Origin of the sequence: Klebsiella sp. CTHL.F3a, from assembly GCF_019890895.1 — a bacterium.
GTDB lineage: Bacteria > Pseudomonadota > Gammaproteobacteria > Enterobacterales > Enterobacteriaceae > Klebsiella > Klebsiella grimontii.
Genome location: NZ_CP082360.1, coordinates 1,478,549 through 1,493,044 on the forward strand (window position 1 = coordinate 1,478,549; position 14,496 = coordinate 1,493,044).

The window sequence follows — 14,496 nt, forward strand, 5'->3', positions numbered from 1 at the left end:
ACCCTACTGTTCCCTGCGTTTCCCTTATAGAGGAATCATTATGAATAACGCGCAGACACATCTGAAAATGGGCTACGTCTGGACTATCTGTCTGGTCGCCGCCTGCGGTGGTTTACTCTTTGGCTATGACTGGGTGGTGATTGGCGGCGCAAAGCCGTTTTATGAAGCCTGGTTTTCCATTACCGACCCGGCGCAGTCTGGCTGGGCAATGAGCTCGGCGCTGGTGGGCTGCGTTTTCGGCGCATTAATCTCGGGATGGTGCGCCGATAAACTGGGGCGCAAGCTGCCCTTAATACTGTCCGCCGTGCTGTTCAGCGCCTCGGCGTGGGGGACGGCGGTCGCCAGCAGTTTCGACATGTTTGTGGTTTACCGCATTGTGGGCGGCGTGGGGATTGGTCTGGCATCCGCGCTCAGCCCGCTTTACATAGCGGAAGTCAGCCCGGCAGAAAAAAGAGGGCGCTTTGTTGCGATAAACCAGCTCACTATCGTGATTGGCGTGCTGGCCGCTCAGCTTATCAACCTGATGATTGCGGAACCCGTAGCGACGGGGGCGACGCAGCAGATGATTGTGGAGACCTGGAACGGGCAGATGGGCTGGCGCTGGATGTTCGGCGCGGAACTGGTGCCGGCGCTGGCGTTTCTGGTGCTGATGTTTTTTGTTCCTGAGTCGCCGCGCTGGCTCATGAAGGCCGGTAAGCCGGATCGCGCCCGGGCCGCGCTGGAGCGCATTGGCTCCGCCGACTATGCCGACAGGATATTACGCGACATCGCGCACACGCTGGAAAAAGATAACCATAAAATCTCCTACGGCGCGCTGCTGGCTCCGCAGGTTAAACCGATCGTTATCATTGGCATGGTCCTCGCCGTCTTCCAGCAGTGGTGCGGAATTAACGTCATCTTTAACTACGCGCAGGAGATTTTTGCCTCGGCGGGATTCGATATTAACAGTACGCTGAAATCGATCGTCGCAACGGGGATCGTCAACCTGGTGTTTACCCTCGCCGCGCTGCCGCTGGTGGATAAAATCGGCCGCCGTAAATTAATGCTGCTCGGTGCCTCAGGGTTGACGCTTATCTATGTTCTGATTGCCGCCGCCTATGGCATGGGCATCATGGGCTGGCCCGTTCTGCTGCTGGTGCTGGCGGCGATTGCTATTTACGCCTTGACCCTGGCGCCGGTTACCTGGGTACTGCTGGCGGAAATCTTCCCCAACCGCGTTCGCGGACTCGCGATGTCCTTAGGCACCCTGGCGCTGTGGATTGCCTGTTTCTTGTTAACCTACACTTTCCCGCTGCTTAATGCCGGACTGGGCGCGGCGGGCAGTTTCCTGCTGTATGGCGTTATTTGCGCAGTCGGCTACCTCTATATTCTGCGCAACGTGCCGGAAACGAAGGGGGTCACTCTCGAAGCCCTGGAAGAGCAGCTGGCGAAACGTCATGCGGGCGCTCAGGCGATGAAGCAGGAGCAGACGCGCTAATGGCGGAAGAGTGGATTCTGGAAAACGCGCATCTGCGGATGCGCGTCGCTTCTCTGGGCGGCAAAGTGCAAAGTTTGTACTCGCGGCAATATCAGGCGCCGGTGCTATATGAAAACCCCACCGGCGGCATGTTTCCGATGCTGCCACTGGCCAATCGCGTCGCCGGGAACCGCTTTATTTTTCAGGGATGTGAGATAGCTCTGCCTCGCCACCACGCCGACGCGCATTTTTTTCTCCACGGCGACGGTTGGCTGCAGCGCTGGGATATGATTGCGCGCGGCAGCGACTATTGCGTGTTACAGCTGCGTCGGCAGCATGTCTGCGGTTTCGATTACCTGGCGCAGATCCGCTACCAGCTGCTGCGTAACCAGCTGGTGGCTGAGCTGACGCTTACCCACTGTGGTAGCGCCCCCATCCCCTATGGCTGCGGTTTTCATCCGTTTTTTCCTTTTGATAAGCGCAGTAAGGTGCAGTTTGCAGCCGCTGGCTACTGGCCTGAAGGGGAGCAGCATCTTCCTCTCGGCTGGCAAGGCCAACTGCCCGACTATGCCGATTTCAGCCATGCGCAGTACGGTAAGGATCGCTGGCTGAACGTGGGCTATTCTGGCTGGAGCGGGCGGGCGAGGGTGATTAGTGATGTGATGGATATCACAATTTTTTCGCAAACTCCGTGGTTGATGCTCTTCAGAATGCAGGGTGAACCGTTCCTTTGTCTTGAGCCGCAAAGTCATCCGGTAAACGCCCATAACATGGACGGACAGCCGGGGCTGCGGGTTTTAGGTGCAGGAGATACGCTGAATTTTTCGCTGAAAATAGACGTGCAGGGGGGCGAATAGCACCATATTTGAGGCGAGGGTATCTTGCACCCGCCACGCTTTATCGCCAGACTGTCGCCTCCATTCGGGAGGGAATCATGGTCTTGCACTCCACGCGCTGGCTGGCGCTTAGTTACTTCACTTACTTTTTTAGCTACGGCATCTTCCTGCCTTTCTGGAGCGTCTGGCTTTCCGGACTTGGCCTGACGCCGGAAACCATCGGCATGCTGCTCGGCGCCGGGCTGGTGTCTCGCTTTCTTGGCAGCTTGCTGATTGCGCCGCGGGTCAGCGACCCGTCCCGTCTTATCTCTTCTCTGCGCATTCTGGCGCTGCTGACGCTGCTCTTTGCGCTCGCATTTTGGATCGGCCACCAGGTTGTCTGGCTGATGGTGATTATCGTCGGCTTTAACCTTTTTTTCTCGCCGCTGGTGCCGCTGACCGACGCGCTGGCGAATACCTGGCAAAAGCAGATCACCATGGACTACGGGCGCGTGCGCCTGTGGGGGTCGATAGCTTTCGTCATTGGCTCGGCGCTGACTGGGAAGCTGGTCAGCCTGTATGACTACCGGATGATACTGGTGATGCTCAGCGTCGGTATAGCCTCCATGCTGCTCGGGATGCTGTTGAAGCCGTCGGTGCAGCCGCAGGGAGAATCCCGCCAGCAGGAAGCGGCCGGGCTGTCGGCCTGGGTCACTCTGGTGCGGCAAAGCTGGCGCTTCCTCGCCTGTGTCTGTTTGCTGCAGGGGGCGCACGCCGCCTACTATGGGTTCAGCGCAATCTACTGGCAGGAGGCGGGGTATTCCGCCTCCGCCGTGGGCTATTTGTGGTCGCTTGGCGTGGTGGCGGAAGTGGTGATTTTCGCGCTGAGCAAAAAGGTCTTCCGCCGCTTCAGCGCCCGCGATCTGCTGCTGCTTTCCGCGGTGTGCGGAGTGATTCGCTGGACGCTGATGGGCTGGACGACGGCGCTACCCTGGCTTATCGTCGCGCAGATCCTCCACTGTGGCACCTTTACGGTCTGCCATCTGGCGGCGATGCGCTATATCGCGGCTCGCCAGGGAAGCGAAGTCATCCGCCTGCAGGCGGTCTACTCCGCGGTAGCGATGGGCGGCAGCATTGCGGTAATGACGGTATTTGCCGGCTTCCTCTACCAGCATCTGCACCAGGGCGTTTTCTGGGTGATGGCGCTGGTGGCCTTACCGGCGCTGGTGGTGCGGCCAAAAGCGGTGGCTTAGGCCTCGAGCATCTTGCAAATCTGCTGCTGCTGGTGATCGCTGAACGTCTCGTCGGCGTGAAACAGCGGCGGTGAAAACAGCGGTAGCGCCGTGGTATAGGGGGTGACGATCAGCGTCACTTCCTTCGGCGCGCCCTCTTTCTGGAAGGTGCTTACGCTCAAATACTTAATATTGAGCGGTAGCAGGGTTAGCTCGCGCAACTGCTGCTCCAGCGACTGCTCAAGGTCTGGATTATCATCGGTAAGCAAAACCACCTGTTTCTCTTGCAGATCGCTTTTTTGCATCAGCCACGCGCCGAAAATCACCGCGATTAAACTGACTTCCTCCTGGCTAAAGCGAACCTGCCAGCTGGCTTCGAACTCCTCCAGCGCCGCCTGCGCGGTGCGCATCAAACGGGGATACAGACGTCCAATCTCCTCCGGCAGCGCGTTATCGATACCGATAGCGAAGACGCTGCGGTGTAGCGCCTGTGAGAGGTGTATATAGAGCTGATCGCTAAGCCCCTGCTCATCGCTGAACGGCCGCCCCGCCAGGTTCTGAAAGCGGTGAATCAGTCTGGAGATGGCCAGATGCAGGCGCCGGTCATGCTGGTGCCCGTCGCGGATGGGATCGGGGGTTTTCAGCAGCATAAATAGCAGGGTCAGAAACAGCTGTTCTCCGGCATGGGGCGTCGCCGCCACCCGACGCTGCCAGTGGCGAACAATCTCCTCCGCGAGGGTAAACTCGGCGGCGGCTTGCGCCCAGCGCTGCTGCTCGTGGGTGAAAGAGGGGCTCTGCCCAAGGTGGTGCTGCAGTAAACAATACTGTAAATAAAGACGCAGAAAATGCACGTCGCGGCAGTCAAACTGCCGGTTCAGAGTTCGGGCGCACCGGTTCACCAGGGCCTGGAGATTGGTGTCGTCATATAGCGTGCGTGCGATACCCTGCTGTTTAAGCTGCGTTTTTAACGCCGGGGTAAAATGGTGGCTGACAAAATGCGGGCACAGGCGCAGCCCGCGGCGCAGAGCGTGCAGCAAGCACAAGCGTTGATCGAGCGCGGCGCCTTCCATCCGATAGCTGCCGTCCGCTTGTGAAGTCAGGGTTAAGCGGTGATAACGCTGAATTTCGCGTCCCGTCTCCGCGATGTCCTGCCTGGCGGTATCCTCATCAACCTGAGTGAGGCTACCCAGCCATTCGGGCGTCACGGATTGCCCGGGCAGATAAAACATCAGGAGCACCTGGCTACGGCGCTGTGGACTGGAAAGCACAGATGGTGGTTCAATCACTGTCATCATCCGGTTAGTTCCAGTTAGGGTTTTCGTTAAGCGTAGTTAATGTATTCAGGGTGAGCAGGGCACTCCCGCGTCTTTACATCAGGATTGCTGGCGCGGTTCACAGAATTTTTCACGTGAGGAACAGATGAAGAGAGTGAAACAATGCGTCAGCGTAGCGTTTTTCATGTTTTTATCGCTAACCGCGGCGGCACATCCGCACAGTTTCATCAGCTTACAAACGGAGGCTGTGGCGGAAAATGGCCTGCTCACCGGCTTTAAAATGCGCTGGACGATGGATGAAATCACCTCCGCCGATCTGCTCTATGATGCGGGCAGCGCCAAACCTGGTAGCGAAATCTGGAAAAAGCTGGCGGCGGAAGTGATGGCGAACGTGCTGGGCCAGCACTATTTCAGCGAGCTATGGCATAACGGCCAGCGGGTAAAGTTTGATAATCGACCCGACGGCTATGGCCTGGAGCGCAGCGGCCACCAGGCGGTGCTCACTTTTACTCTGCCGCTGGCGAAGCCGCAGCCTCTGGCCGGGCAAACCTTCACCTTTTCCACCTACGACCCGACCTATTATGTTGATATGTATTATGACAAAGACGCTGATTTTGCTCTGCCGGCGGTGATGAAAACGAGCTGCACGGCAAACGTGATGACGCCGAAACCGAATGAAAAAATGTTGTCCTATGCGCAGTCGCTGGATAAAGCGGATGCGCCGCCGGAGGATATGGAACTGGGGAATTATTTCGCGCAAAAGGTGACGCTGCAATGTCGCTGATTTTTACTCAAAACAGCCGTTCACCGCGCTGGCGTCAGCTTTGGCCGCTGGCGCTCTTTTTGCTGCTGGCGGCAGGGGCTGGCTTCTGGCTATGGCTGGCCTGGCCGCAGGTGCTGCTGCAAAGCGCGGTCTGGCAGCGCGCGCTGAATGTCGAACTGAGTCGGCTTCTGCAGGCGGTAGCGGAGAATCCTTCCGCCGCCGGGCTGTCGCTGCTGGGGTTTAGCTTCGCCTACGGCGTCCTGCACGCGCTGGGGCCGGGGCACGGTAAGGTGGTTATAACAACCTGGCTGGCGACCCATCCGTCAAAGCTGAAATCCAGTATTGGCCTGACCCTGGCCGCCTCGTTGCTGCAGGGGCTGGTGGCCATCGCTTTAGTGGTAGTGGTACTGACGCTGCTACAGCTTCCGGCAAGACAGTTGCACCTGAGCAGCTTCTGGCTGGAAAAGGGAAGCTATCTGCTGGTCGGCGCGCTGGGCCTTTTGCTGTGCTGGCGGGCGCTAAAAAAGCTGCGCATACTGCTGCGCCGGCCTAAATTCACTGCCTTCACCGCGCATCACGTTCATCACGCCAGCTGCGGCTGCGGACACCAGCATCTGCCGGCGCCGGAACGGCTGCAAAGCGGCGACGACTGGCGGGCCCGGCTGGCTATCGTGCTGTCGATGGGAATGCGCCCCTGTTCCGGGGCTATTATGGTTCTGTTGTTCAGTAAGGTTATCGGCGTATTTGGCTGGGGGATGGCGGCCGCGATGGCGATGGCGGCGGGAACCTCGCTTACCATTAGCGCGCTTGCTCTGCTGGTTCACGGTTTTCGCCAGCTGGCGGTCAGGCTGAGCGCCAGACAGGCGCCGGTACTATGGAAGCGGGTGGGCTGGGCAACCCTGGCGCTGGCCGGTGGCGTGATTTTGCTGGCGGCGGCGGTGGTTATGTGGAGCAGTGCAGTGCCGAGCGGCGGGGGATTAAGGCCGTTTTAATACCTTTGGACCGGGCTGAAATCTTAAAGTGTTGGCGGCTGTTTGTGGCTTATCCTCCAATGCTTTAGCTTTCAGTTTTCTTTCCTGGTCGTGACAAGGAGTCATAATGACCGTTAATCAATCCCCAACCTCAGGGTACACACTGGTTCTATCCGCAGCGGCAGGGCTGCTGGTCGGCTTATCAATCATCTTCTTTTGGCCCGAGCTGGCGAGCTGGTGGCCTGCCGAGCTCCCCCGCATATATACGGCTCTGTATAATCTTATTGGGCTGGGACAAACGAGTGTAGAAAGCGTTCCGGTTGCTGTTTACGGCCAGCTGCTGATTGCCGGTTTTATACTGGCTTTTTTGCACCCCGGGTACAGTAAGATGCCCATTGTTGCGTGGATGTTGCATAACCAGCCGTCGCGCAGAGATTTCTTCAGCTGGATAGTTCGTAGCTGGATCCTGCAGTGCGGTTTCCTGATGACTCTGTTCTGGCAAGTCGGGTTTATGCGTTATCTCCAGGGCGATACGCTGCTGCGTTTCGTCTCAGTTTTCAATTACATCTGCTATTTTGCCACGCTGGTACTGGGGCTGACGCTGGTTCGCGATGCCTGGCGGCTGGTGAAAACGCCAGAAATCCCGGTGAGCAATCTGCGACTGCCGCTCATTTTCGCACTGGGGTTCTATTTACCGTTTCAAATCGTTTTATTGCTGCACGGCGCACGCGAAAACGACTTTGTGCAGTTGGGATGGTTACTGTTTGCACCGGCGATGCTCGGGATTCTGTTGTCCAGGTTAGTGACCGGCGGTATCGCTTGTTTCATTCATCATCTGATAGGCGACGCGGATTGTCCGAAATGGCGCGCGCATTCTGCCCTGTTTAACGGCGCAGCAATATTGTGCATGGCGATAAATACCACCGTGCGGATTGTAGTGAATCTGATGAAATAATAAAAAAGGGAAGCGCAAGGCTTCCCTTTTTACTCAACGATAAAATTAACGCTTCAGCGCTTCGCTCAGCTGCTCGCGCATATTCGCCAGCATGGCTTTTACAACGCGCGGGTTGCCTGCAACGATGTTGCCGGTCAGCAGGTAGTTATGGCCGCCGGTAAAGTCGCAGACGATAGCGCCTGCTTCACGAGCGATCAGCTCGCCTGCCGCGAAATCCCACGGTTTCAGCGCGATTTCAAAGTAGCCGTCAACGCGGCCAGCGGCAACGTAGGCCAGATCCAGGGCAGCGGAACCGGTGCGGCGGAAATCCGCGCATTCGGTATACATGTTGCCGAGGATATTCATGTAAGAGGTCGCGTGCTGTTTTGCTTTGAACGGGAAGCCGGTGGCGATGATCGTGCCATCCAGATCGCGAGCGCTGCTGCCGCGCAGGCGGTAGCCGTTCAGCTGCGCGCCCTGACCGCGGGTTGCGGTAAACAGCTCGTTACGCATTGGATCGTAAACCACGGCAACTTCAGTACGGCCTTTAATGCGTACGGCGATGGAGACGGAGAAGTGCGGCAGACGTTTTACGAAGTTGGTGGTGCCATCCAGTGGATCGATAACCCATTGAACATCCTGATCTTCACCCTCATGTTCACCGCTTTCTTCGGTGATGATGGTGTGCTGCGGGTAAGATTTGCGAATGGTTTCGATAATAATCGCTTCAGCGGCTTTATCGACGTTGGTCACGAAATCATTGCTGCCTTTCTGGCTTGTTTCTACGGAATCAGGGGTTTCGTAGTGCTTGGCAATTAAATTACCCGCCTTGCGCGCTGCGCGCACGGCGATGTTCAGCATCGGATGCATCGGTCTCTCTCACTGGATGTTAAAGAACGGGAAAAAACGGCGCATATAGTAACAGTGAAATCTGCCCATGTCTCCGTTTTATGATAGCATGCACGAATAATCTTTAGCCGAAGAACCATAATGCTGCAAAATATTCGAATCGTACTGGTAGAAACCTCACACACCGGCAATATGGGCTCCGTCGCCCGCGCAATGAAAACCATGGGGTTAACCAACCTGTGGCTGGTCAATCCTCTGGTCAAACCCGATTCTCAGGCCATCGCTCTGGCGGCCGGGGCCAGCGACGTCATTGGCAATGCCCACATCGTTGATACCCTTGATGAAGCGCTAGCGGGCTGTAGCCTCGTCGTGGGGACCAGCGCGCGCTCCCGCACGCTGCCGTGGCCGATGCTCGATCCGCGCGAATGCGGCCTGAAAAGCGTTGCCGAAGCGCAGCATGCGCCGGTTGCGCTGGTATTTGGCCGTGAACGCGTCGGCCTGACTAACGAAGAGCTGCAGAAGTGTCACTATCACGTGGCGATTGCCGCTAACCCGGAATACAGCTCGCTGAACCTGGCGATGGCGGTGCAGGTCATCGCCTATGAAGTGCGTATGGCATGGCTGGCGGCGCAGGAGCAAAATGAGCCCGTCGTCGAGCATGAAGAAACCCCGTATCCGCTGGTGGATGATTTAGAGCGTTTCTACGGCCATCTGGAGCAGACGCTGCTGGCGACCGGCTTTATCCGCGCCAGTCATCCGGGCCAGGTGATGAACAAACTGCGCCGTTTGTTTACCCGCGCCCGCCCGGAAAGCCAGGAGCTGAACATCCTGCGCGGTATGCTGGCGTCAATTGAGCAGAAGAATAAAGAGTAGTACCGTCTGTTTGCCGGGTGGCGCTGCGCTTACCCGGCCTACCGATCGCCTCCCCTATGGGAGAGGGCATCAGATCGCGCTTAAGTAAAACGGCACGGAAAGCCAAATACCTGACTAAAACAGTCAAGTAAATAGTTGACCAATTTACTCGGGAATGTCAGACTTGCCTTGCTATGCAATACCCATATTAATAAAAAGCCCGGGCAGGGGCGAGTTTGAGGTTAAGTAAGACATGAGACTGACATCTAAAGGGCGTTATGCCGTGACCGCGATGCTTGACGTTGCGCTCAACTCTGAATCGGGTCCGGTTCCGTTGGCTGATATTTCAGAGCGTCAGGGAATTTCGCTTTCCTATCTGGAACAGCTGTTCTCTCGCCTGCGCAAAAATGGTCTGGTTTCCAGCGTACGTGGCCCAGGCGGCGGTTATCTGTTAGGTAAAGAAGCGGGTAGCATCGCGGTTGGCGAAGTTATCAGCGCAGTAGACGAATCCGTTGACGCCACCCGTTGTCAGGGCAAAGGCGGCTGCCAGGGCGGCGATAAGTGCCTTACTCACGCGCTGTGGCGCGATCTGAGCGAGCGACTGACCGGTTTTCTGAATAACATCACGCTGGGCGAACTGGTGAATAACCAGGAAATCCTTGATGTCTCCGGTCGTCAGCACAACCATGAATCCCAGCGTAATACCCGCGCTCAGGACGCTATCGACGTTAAACTGCGCGCGTAGTTCTCGTTCAATTTCATCTTGCAGCTATTTGGCTGCAAGCTGAAACGAGCTGAGCCAAAAAGATAAAAAAGATTTTCGAATCAGGCCGGGATGCTCCGCCATCCTGTGTACTCGGTCGTACATCCAGCCGGTTGCCTGATTCCTTGCATTGAAGCGATGTACGGAGTTTATAGAGCAATGAAATTACCGATCTATCTCGATTACTCCGCAACCACGCCGGTGGACCCGCGTGTTGCCGAGAAAATGATGCAGTTCCTGACTCTGGACGGGACCTTTGGTAACCCGGCCTCCCGTTCCCACCGTTTTGGCTGGCAGGCTGAAGAGGCGGTAGATATCGCCCGTAATCAGATTGCCGAGCTGGTCGGTGCCGACCCGCGCGAAATCGTCTTTACCTCCGGCGCGACGGAATCCGATAACCTGGCGATTAAAGGTGCAGCCAACTTTTATCAGAAAAAAGGCAAGCACATCATCACCAGCAAAACCGAACACAAAGCCGTGCTGGACACCTGCCGTCAGCTGGAGCGCGAAGGGTTTGAAGTCACCTACCTCGCCCCGCAGCGTAACGGCATTATCGATTTAAAAGAACTGGAAGCCGCGATGCGTGATGACACCATCCTTGTTTCCATTATGCACGTGAATAACGAAATCGGCGTGGTGCAGGATATCGCTACCATCGGCGAGATGTGCCGCGCCCGCGGTATCATTTACCACGTTGACGCGACCCAGAGCGTGGGCAAACTGCCTATCGACCTGAGCCAGCTGAAAGTTGACCTGATGTCCTTCTCCGGCCACAAAATCTATGGCCCGAAAGGCATCGGCGCGCTGTACGTGCGTCGTAAACCGCGTATTCGTATCGAAGCGCAGATGCACGGCGGCGGTCACGAGCGCGGCATGCGTTCCGGTACGCTGCCTGTCCACCAGATCGTCGGTATGGGTGAAGCTTACCGTATCGCGAAAGAAGAGATGGAAAGCGAAATGGCCCGCCTGCGCGGCCTGCGTAACCGTCTGTGGGACGGCGTGAAAGATATGGAAGAGGTTTATCTCAACGGTGACCTTGAGCAGGGCGCGCCGAATATCCTCAACGTCAGCTTTAACTACGTTGAAGGCGAGTCGCTGATTATGGCGCTGAAAGACCTGGCGGTCTCTTCCGGTTCAGCCTGTACTTCCGCAAGCCTTGAGCCGTCCTACGTGCTGCGCGCGCTGGGGATGACCGACGAGCTGGCGCATAGCTCTATTCGTTTCTCTTTAGGTCGTTTTACTACCGAAGAAGAGATTGACTACACCATCAATCTGGTCCGCAATTCCATCGGTCGTCTGCGCGAACTCTCTCCGCTGTGGGAAATGTTCAAGCAGGGCGTGGATCTGAACAGCATTGAATGGTCACATCACTAATTCGGCACCAATAAGGAGAATTCATCATGGCTTACAGCGAAAAAGTTATCGATCATTACGAGAATCCGCGCAACGTCGGCTCTTTCGACAATAGCGACGAAAACGTCGGCAGCGGTATGGTTGGCGCACCGGCGTGCGGCGACGTGATGAAGTTGCAGATTAAAGTCAACAATGAAGGTATCATTGAAGATGCGCGTTTCAAGACCTACGGCTGCGGTTCCGCTATTGCTTCCAGCTCCCTGGTGACCGAATGGGTAAAAGGGAAATCGCTGGACGAAGCTCAGGCGATTAAAAACACCGATATCGCAGACGAGCTCGAGCTGCCGCCGGTGAAAATTCACTGCTCTATTCTGGCGGAAGACGCGATTAAAGCCGCGATTGCGGATTACAAAAGCAAACGTGAAGCAAAATAATTAAGAGTTGAGGTTTGTTATGTCGATTACTTTAAGCGACAGTGCAGCAGCGCGAGTCAACGCCTTTCTGGCCAACCGCGGTAAAGGGTTTGGCCTGCGCCTGGGAGTCAGAACTTCCGGCTGTTCAGGTATGGCTTATGTACTGGAGTTTGTTGACGAACCAGCGGCTGAAGACACCGTGTTTGAAGACAAAGGCGTGAAAGTCGTGATCGACGGCAAAAGTTTGCAGTTCCTCGACGGTACGCAGCTGGACTTCGTCAAAGAAGGTCTTAACGAAGGGTTTAAGTTCACCAACCCGAACGTGAAGGACGAGTGCGGCTGCGGCGAAAGCTTTAACGTGTAATTGCAATGTAATCTAAACCCCACTGCGGGCGCCCGTAAGTGGGGTTTGCTTTATCTCGTTAACCCTGAGGTTGCTATGGACTATTTTACCCTCTTCGGGTTACCGGCCAGCTATACCCTTTCGTTAGAACCCCTGGCTGCCCGGTACCAGGAACTACAGCGCCAGTATCACCCCGATAAGTTCGCCAGCGGCAGCGCGGCCGAACAGCTCGCCGCGGTGCAGCAGTCCGCCACCATTAATCAGGCGTGGCAAACCCTTCGCCACCCGCTGACCCGCGCCGAATATCTCCTTTCGCTTCATGGTTTCAATCTCGCCAGCGAGCAGCACACCGTGCGCGATACCGCGTTCCTGATGGAACAGCTGGAACTGCGCGAAGAGCTCGATGAGATAGGCAAGGCGAAAGATGAAGCGCGGCTGGAAAGCTTTATCAAGCGGGTCAAAGCGCAATTTGATATCCGGCATCAGCTGATGGTTGAACAACTGAATAACGAGACGTGGGAGGCGGCGGCGGATACCGTGCGCAAGCTGCGTTTTCTCGATAAACTGCGAAGCAGTGCGGAACAACTCGAAGAAAAACTGCTCGATTTTTAATTTTCGGAAGCAATTATGGCCTTATTACAAATTAGTGAGCCCGGGCTGAGCGCCGCGCCGCACCAGCGACGTCTGGCGGCGGGTATCGATCTGGGCACCACCAATTCACTGGTGGCTACCGTACGTAGCGGCCAGGCCGAAACTCTGCCCGACCATCAAGGGCGCTATTTGCTGCCGTCGGTGGTGAACTATCAGGCTTCGGGTTTGACGGTGGGCTATGACGCGCGGCAAAACGCCGCTCAGGATCCGGTCAACACCATCAGCTCCGTCAAACGCATGATGGGGCGCTCTCTGGCCGATATCGAGGCCCGCTACCCGCATCTGCCTTATCAGCTGCAGGCAAGCGAAAATGGCCTGCCGATGATTCAGACTACGGGTGGTTTGCTCAATCCGATCCGCGTGTCTGCCGACATTCTAAAAGCGCTGGCCGAACGCGCCACCGAAGCGCTGTCGGGCGAGCTCGACGGCGTGGTGATTACCGTGCCGGCCTACTTCGATGATGCTCAGCGTCAGGGAACCAAAGACGCGGCGCGTCTGGCGGGCCTGCACGTGCTGCGTCTGCTGAACGAACCCACCGCGGCGGCGATTGCCTACGGCCTGGACTCCGGCCAGGAAGGGGTCATCGCGGTTTACGATCTCGGCGGCGGCACCTTTGATATCTCCGTGCTGCGCTTAAGCCGCGGCGTGTTTGAAGTCCTGGCTACCGGCGGCGATTCCGCGCTCGGCGGCGACGATTTCGATCACCTGCTGGCCGATTATCTGCGCGAGCAGGCTGGCCTGAGCGATCGCAGCGACAACCGCCTGCAGCGCGAGCTGCTCGACGCGGCGATCGCGGCGAAAATCGCCCTCAGCGATGCCGAAACGGCATGGGTGAACGTCGGCGGCTGGCAGGGGGAAATAACCCGCAGCCAGTTTAATGCGCTGATCGCGCCGCTGGTAAAACGCACTCTGCTGGCCTGTCGTCGCGCGCTGAAAGACGCCGGCGTTGAGGCGCAAGAGGTGCTGGAAGTGGTGATGGTGGGCGGCTCGACCCGCGTGCCGCTGGTGCGCGAGCGCGTCGGTGAGTTCTTTGGCCGTACGCCGCTGACCTCAATCGATCCGGATAAAGTCGTCGCCATCGGCGCGGCGATTCAGGCGGACATTCTGGTAGGCAACAAGCCGGATAGCGAACTACTGCTGCTCGATGTGATCCCGCTCTCCCTGGGGCTGGAAACCATGGGCGGTCTGGTGGAGAAGGTTATCCCGCGCAACACCACCATTCCGGTGGCGCGCGCGCAGGAGTTCACCACTTTCAAAGATGGCCAGACGGCGATGTCTATTCACGTTATGCAGGGCGAGCGCGAGCTGGTACAGGACTGCCGCTCCCTGGCGCGTTTTGCGCTGCGCGGCATTCCGGCATTACCGGCGGGCGGGGCGCATATTCGAGTCACCTTCCAGGTGGATGCCGACGGCCTGCTGAGCGTGACGGCGATGGAGAAATCGACCGGCGTCGAGGCCTCTATCCAGGTGAAACCGTCCTACGGTCTGACCGATGGCGAGATCGCCAGCATGATTAAAGATTCGATGAGCTACGCCGAACAGGACGTCCAGGCGCGTATGCTGGCCGAGCAAAAAGTTGAAGCCGCGCGCGTACTGGAAAGTCTGGTCAGCGCGCTGGCCGCCGACGCCGCGCTGTTAAGCGCCGCAGAGCGTCAGGCTATCGATGACGCCGCGGAGCAAGTGCGCGCCGCTGCGGCAGGCGATGATGCCGATGCAATCAAAGAAGCGATTAAAAATATCGACACACAAACCCAGGAATTCGCCGCACGTCGTATGGATCAATCGGTCCGTATCGCGCTGAAAGGCCAATCCGTGGACGAGGTTTAA

At 57.2% G+C, this 14,496-nt stretch carries 15 protein-coding genes; 13 read left to right on the forward strand and 2 right to left on the reverse strand.

Annotation, left to right across the window (positions count from 1 at the left end; genetic code table 11):
* Positions 1-40 precede the first annotated feature (40 nt).
* The 3 genes from K7H21_RS07095 (at position 41) to K7H21_RS07105 (ending at position 3,524) form a co-directional block, all read left to right on the forward strand.
* Positions 41-1,477 (forward strand): sugar porter family MFS transporter, encoded by a 1,437-nt coding sequence (locus K7H21_RS07095; RefSeq protein ID WP_087828484.1) that lies wholly within the window; start codon positions 41-43, stop codon positions 1,475-1,477.
* A complete protein-coding gene (locus K7H21_RS07100; protein ID WP_087828485.1) occupies positions 1,477-2,313 on the forward strand; it encodes an aldose 1-epimerase in 837 nt (278 codons plus the stop codon). The genes K7H21_RS07095 and K7H21_RS07100 overlap by 1 nt, the downstream gene beginning before the upstream one ends.
* A gap of 77 nt (positions 2,314-2,390) precedes the next feature.
* Positions 2,391-3,524 (forward strand): 3-phenylpropionate MFS transporter, encoded by a 1,134-nt coding sequence (locus K7H21_RS07105; protein WP_049115870.1) that lies wholly within the window; start codon positions 2,391-2,393, stop codon positions 3,522-3,524.
* On the opposite strand, the gene csiE is transcribed toward K7H21_RS07105, so the two are convergent.
* The gene (gene csiE, locus K7H21_RS07110) at positions 3,521-4,798 is read right to left on the reverse strand and encodes a stationary phase inducible protein CsiE (RefSeq protein ID WP_223035669.1); all 1,278 of its coding nucleotides are present in this window, start codon (positions 4,796-4,798) and stop codon (positions 3,521-3,523) included. The two genes, K7H21_RS07105 and csiE, sit on opposite strands and share 4 nt — an antisense overlap.
* Positions 4,799-4,922: 124 nt before the next feature.
* Between csiE and K7H21_RS07115 the strand changes: the two genes are divergently transcribed.
* The 3 genes from K7H21_RS07115 (at position 4,923) to K7H21_RS07125 (ending at position 7,466) form a co-directional block, all read left to right on the forward strand.
* Positions 4,923-5,561 (forward strand): DUF1007 family protein, encoded by a 639-nt coding sequence (locus K7H21_RS07115; protein ID WP_223035670.1) that lies wholly within the window; start codon positions 4,923-4,925, stop codon positions 5,559-5,561.
* A complete protein-coding gene (locus K7H21_RS07120; protein ID WP_223035671.1) occupies positions 5,552-6,532 on the forward strand; it encodes a nickel/cobalt transporter in 981 nt (326 codons plus the stop codon). The genes K7H21_RS07115 and K7H21_RS07120 overlap by 10 nt, the downstream gene beginning before the upstream one ends.
* Before the next feature lie 367 nt (positions 6,533-6,899).
* Positions 6,900-7,466, forward strand: a complete 567-nt coding sequence (locus K7H21_RS07125; protein WP_123828942.1) for a hypothetical protein — start codon at positions 6,900-6,902, stop codon at positions 7,464-7,466.
* Between the two features lie 45 nt (positions 7,467-7,511).
* Here K7H21_RS07125 and suhB read toward each other — a convergent pair whose 3' ends face one another.
* Positions 7,512-8,315, reverse strand: a complete 804-nt coding sequence (gene suhB / locus K7H21_RS07130) for an inositol-1-monophosphatase (RefSeq protein ID WP_004123618.1) — start codon at positions 8,313-8,315, stop codon at positions 7,512-7,514.
* Positions 8,316-8,435: 120 nt separating this feature from the next.
* On the opposite strand from suhB, the gene trmJ reads away from it, so the two are divergent.
* From trmJ to hscA, 7 genes are all read left to right on the forward strand, one after another.
* Positions 8,436-9,167: a tRNA (cytosine(32)/uridine(32)-2'-O)-methyltransferase TrmJ gene (trmJ, locus tag K7H21_RS07135; RefSeq protein WP_004123616.1), complete on the forward strand. Its 732-nt coding sequence runs from the start codon at positions 8,436-8,438 to the stop codon at positions 9,165-9,167.
* Between the two features lie 232 nt (positions 9,168-9,399).
* Positions 9,400-9,891, forward strand: a complete 492-nt coding sequence (iscR, locus tag K7H21_RS07140) for a Fe-S cluster assembly transcriptional regulator IscR (RefSeq protein WP_004104510.1) — start codon at positions 9,400-9,402, stop codon at positions 9,889-9,891.
* Between the two features lie 177 nt (positions 9,892-10,068).
* Positions 10,069-11,283: a cysteine desulfurase gene (gene iscS / locus K7H21_RS07145; RefSeq protein WP_004134936.1), complete on the forward strand. Its 1,215-nt coding sequence runs from the start codon at positions 10,069-10,071 to the stop codon at positions 11,281-11,283.
* A 26-nt stretch (positions 11,284-11,309) separates the two neighbouring features.
* Complete coding sequence (gene iscU, locus K7H21_RS07150) at positions 11,310-11,696, forward strand: Fe-S cluster assembly scaffold IscU (protein ID WP_002913991.1); 387 nt, start codon at positions 11,310-11,312, stop codon at positions 11,694-11,696.
* Positions 11,697-11,715: 19 nt separating this feature from the next.
* Positions 11,716-12,039 carry an iron-sulfur cluster assembly protein IscA gene (gene iscA, locus K7H21_RS07155; protein ID WP_002913979.1) on the forward strand — a complete coding sequence of 108 codons (324 nt, stop codon included), beginning with the start codon at positions 11,716-11,718 and terminating at the stop codon, positions 12,037-12,039.
* 75 nt (positions 12,040-12,114) lie between these two features.
* A complete protein-coding gene (gene hscB / locus K7H21_RS07160; protein WP_223035672.1) occupies positions 12,115-12,630 on the forward strand; it encodes a co-chaperone HscB in 516 nt (171 codons plus the stop codon).
* Positions 12,631-12,645: 15 nt separating this feature from the next.
* On the forward strand, positions 12,646-14,496 hold the full coding sequence (gene hscA, locus K7H21_RS07165) for a Fe-S protein assembly chaperone HscA (RefSeq protein WP_004123608.1): 1,851 nt from the start codon (positions 12,646-12,648) through the stop codon (positions 14,494-14,496).

What these genes read in the sequence shown, in the direction of transcription:
- K7H21_RS07095 (WP_087828484.1), top strand. Translation starts at nt 41, where the DNA reads ATGAATAACGCGCAGACACATCTGAAAATGGGCTACGTCTGGACTATC.
- K7H21_RS07100 (WP_087828485.1), top strand. Translation starts at nt 1,477, where the DNA reads ATGGCGGAAGAGTGGATTCTGGAAAACGCGCATCTGCGGATGCGCGTC.
- K7H21_RS07105 (WP_049115870.1), top strand. Translation starts at nt 2,391, where the DNA reads ATGGTCTTGCACTCCACGCGCTGGCTGGCGCTTAGTTACTTCACTTAC.
- csiE (WP_223035669.1), bottom strand. Translation starts at nt 4,798, where the DNA reads ATGATGACAGTGATTGAACCACCATCTGTGCTTTCCAGTCCACAGCGC.
- K7H21_RS07115 (WP_223035670.1), top strand. Translation starts at nt 4,923, where the DNA reads ATGAAGAGAGTGAAACAATGCGTCAGCGTAGCGTTTTTCATGTTTTTA.
- K7H21_RS07120 (WP_223035671.1), top strand. Translation starts at nt 5,552, where the DNA reads ATGTCGCTGATTTTTACTCAAAACAGCCGTTCACCGCGCTGGCGTCAG.
- K7H21_RS07125 (WP_123828942.1), top strand. Translation starts at nt 6,900, where the DNA reads ATGCCCATTGTTGCGTGGATGTTGCATAACCAGCCGTCGCGCAGAGAT.
- suhB (WP_004123618.1), bottom strand. Translation starts at nt 8,315, where the DNA reads ATGCATCCGATGCTGAACATCGCCGTGCGCGCAGCGCGCAAGGCGGGT.
- trmJ (WP_004123616.1), top strand. Translation starts at nt 8,436, where the DNA reads ATGCTGCAAAATATTCGAATCGTACTGGTAGAAACCTCACACACCGGC.
- iscR (WP_004104510.1), top strand. Translation starts at nt 9,400, where the DNA reads ATGAGACTGACATCTAAAGGGCGTTATGCCGTGACCGCGATGCTTGAC.
- iscS (WP_004134936.1), top strand. Translation starts at nt 10,069, where the DNA reads ATGAAATTACCGATCTATCTCGATTACTCCGCAACCACGCCGGTGGAC.
- iscU (WP_002913991.1), top strand. Translation starts at nt 11,310, where the DNA reads ATGGCTTACAGCGAAAAAGTTATCGATCATTACGAGAATCCGCGCAAC.
- iscA (WP_002913979.1), top strand. Translation starts at nt 11,716, where the DNA reads ATGTCGATTACTTTAAGCGACAGTGCAGCAGCGCGAGTCAACGCCTTT.
- hscB (WP_223035672.1), top strand. Translation starts at nt 12,115, where the DNA reads ATGGACTATTTTACCCTCTTCGGGTTACCGGCCAGCTATACCCTTTCG.
- hscA (WP_004123608.1), top strand. Translation starts at nt 12,646, where the DNA reads ATGGCCTTATTACAAATTAGTGAGCCCGGGCTGAGCGCCGCGCCGCAC.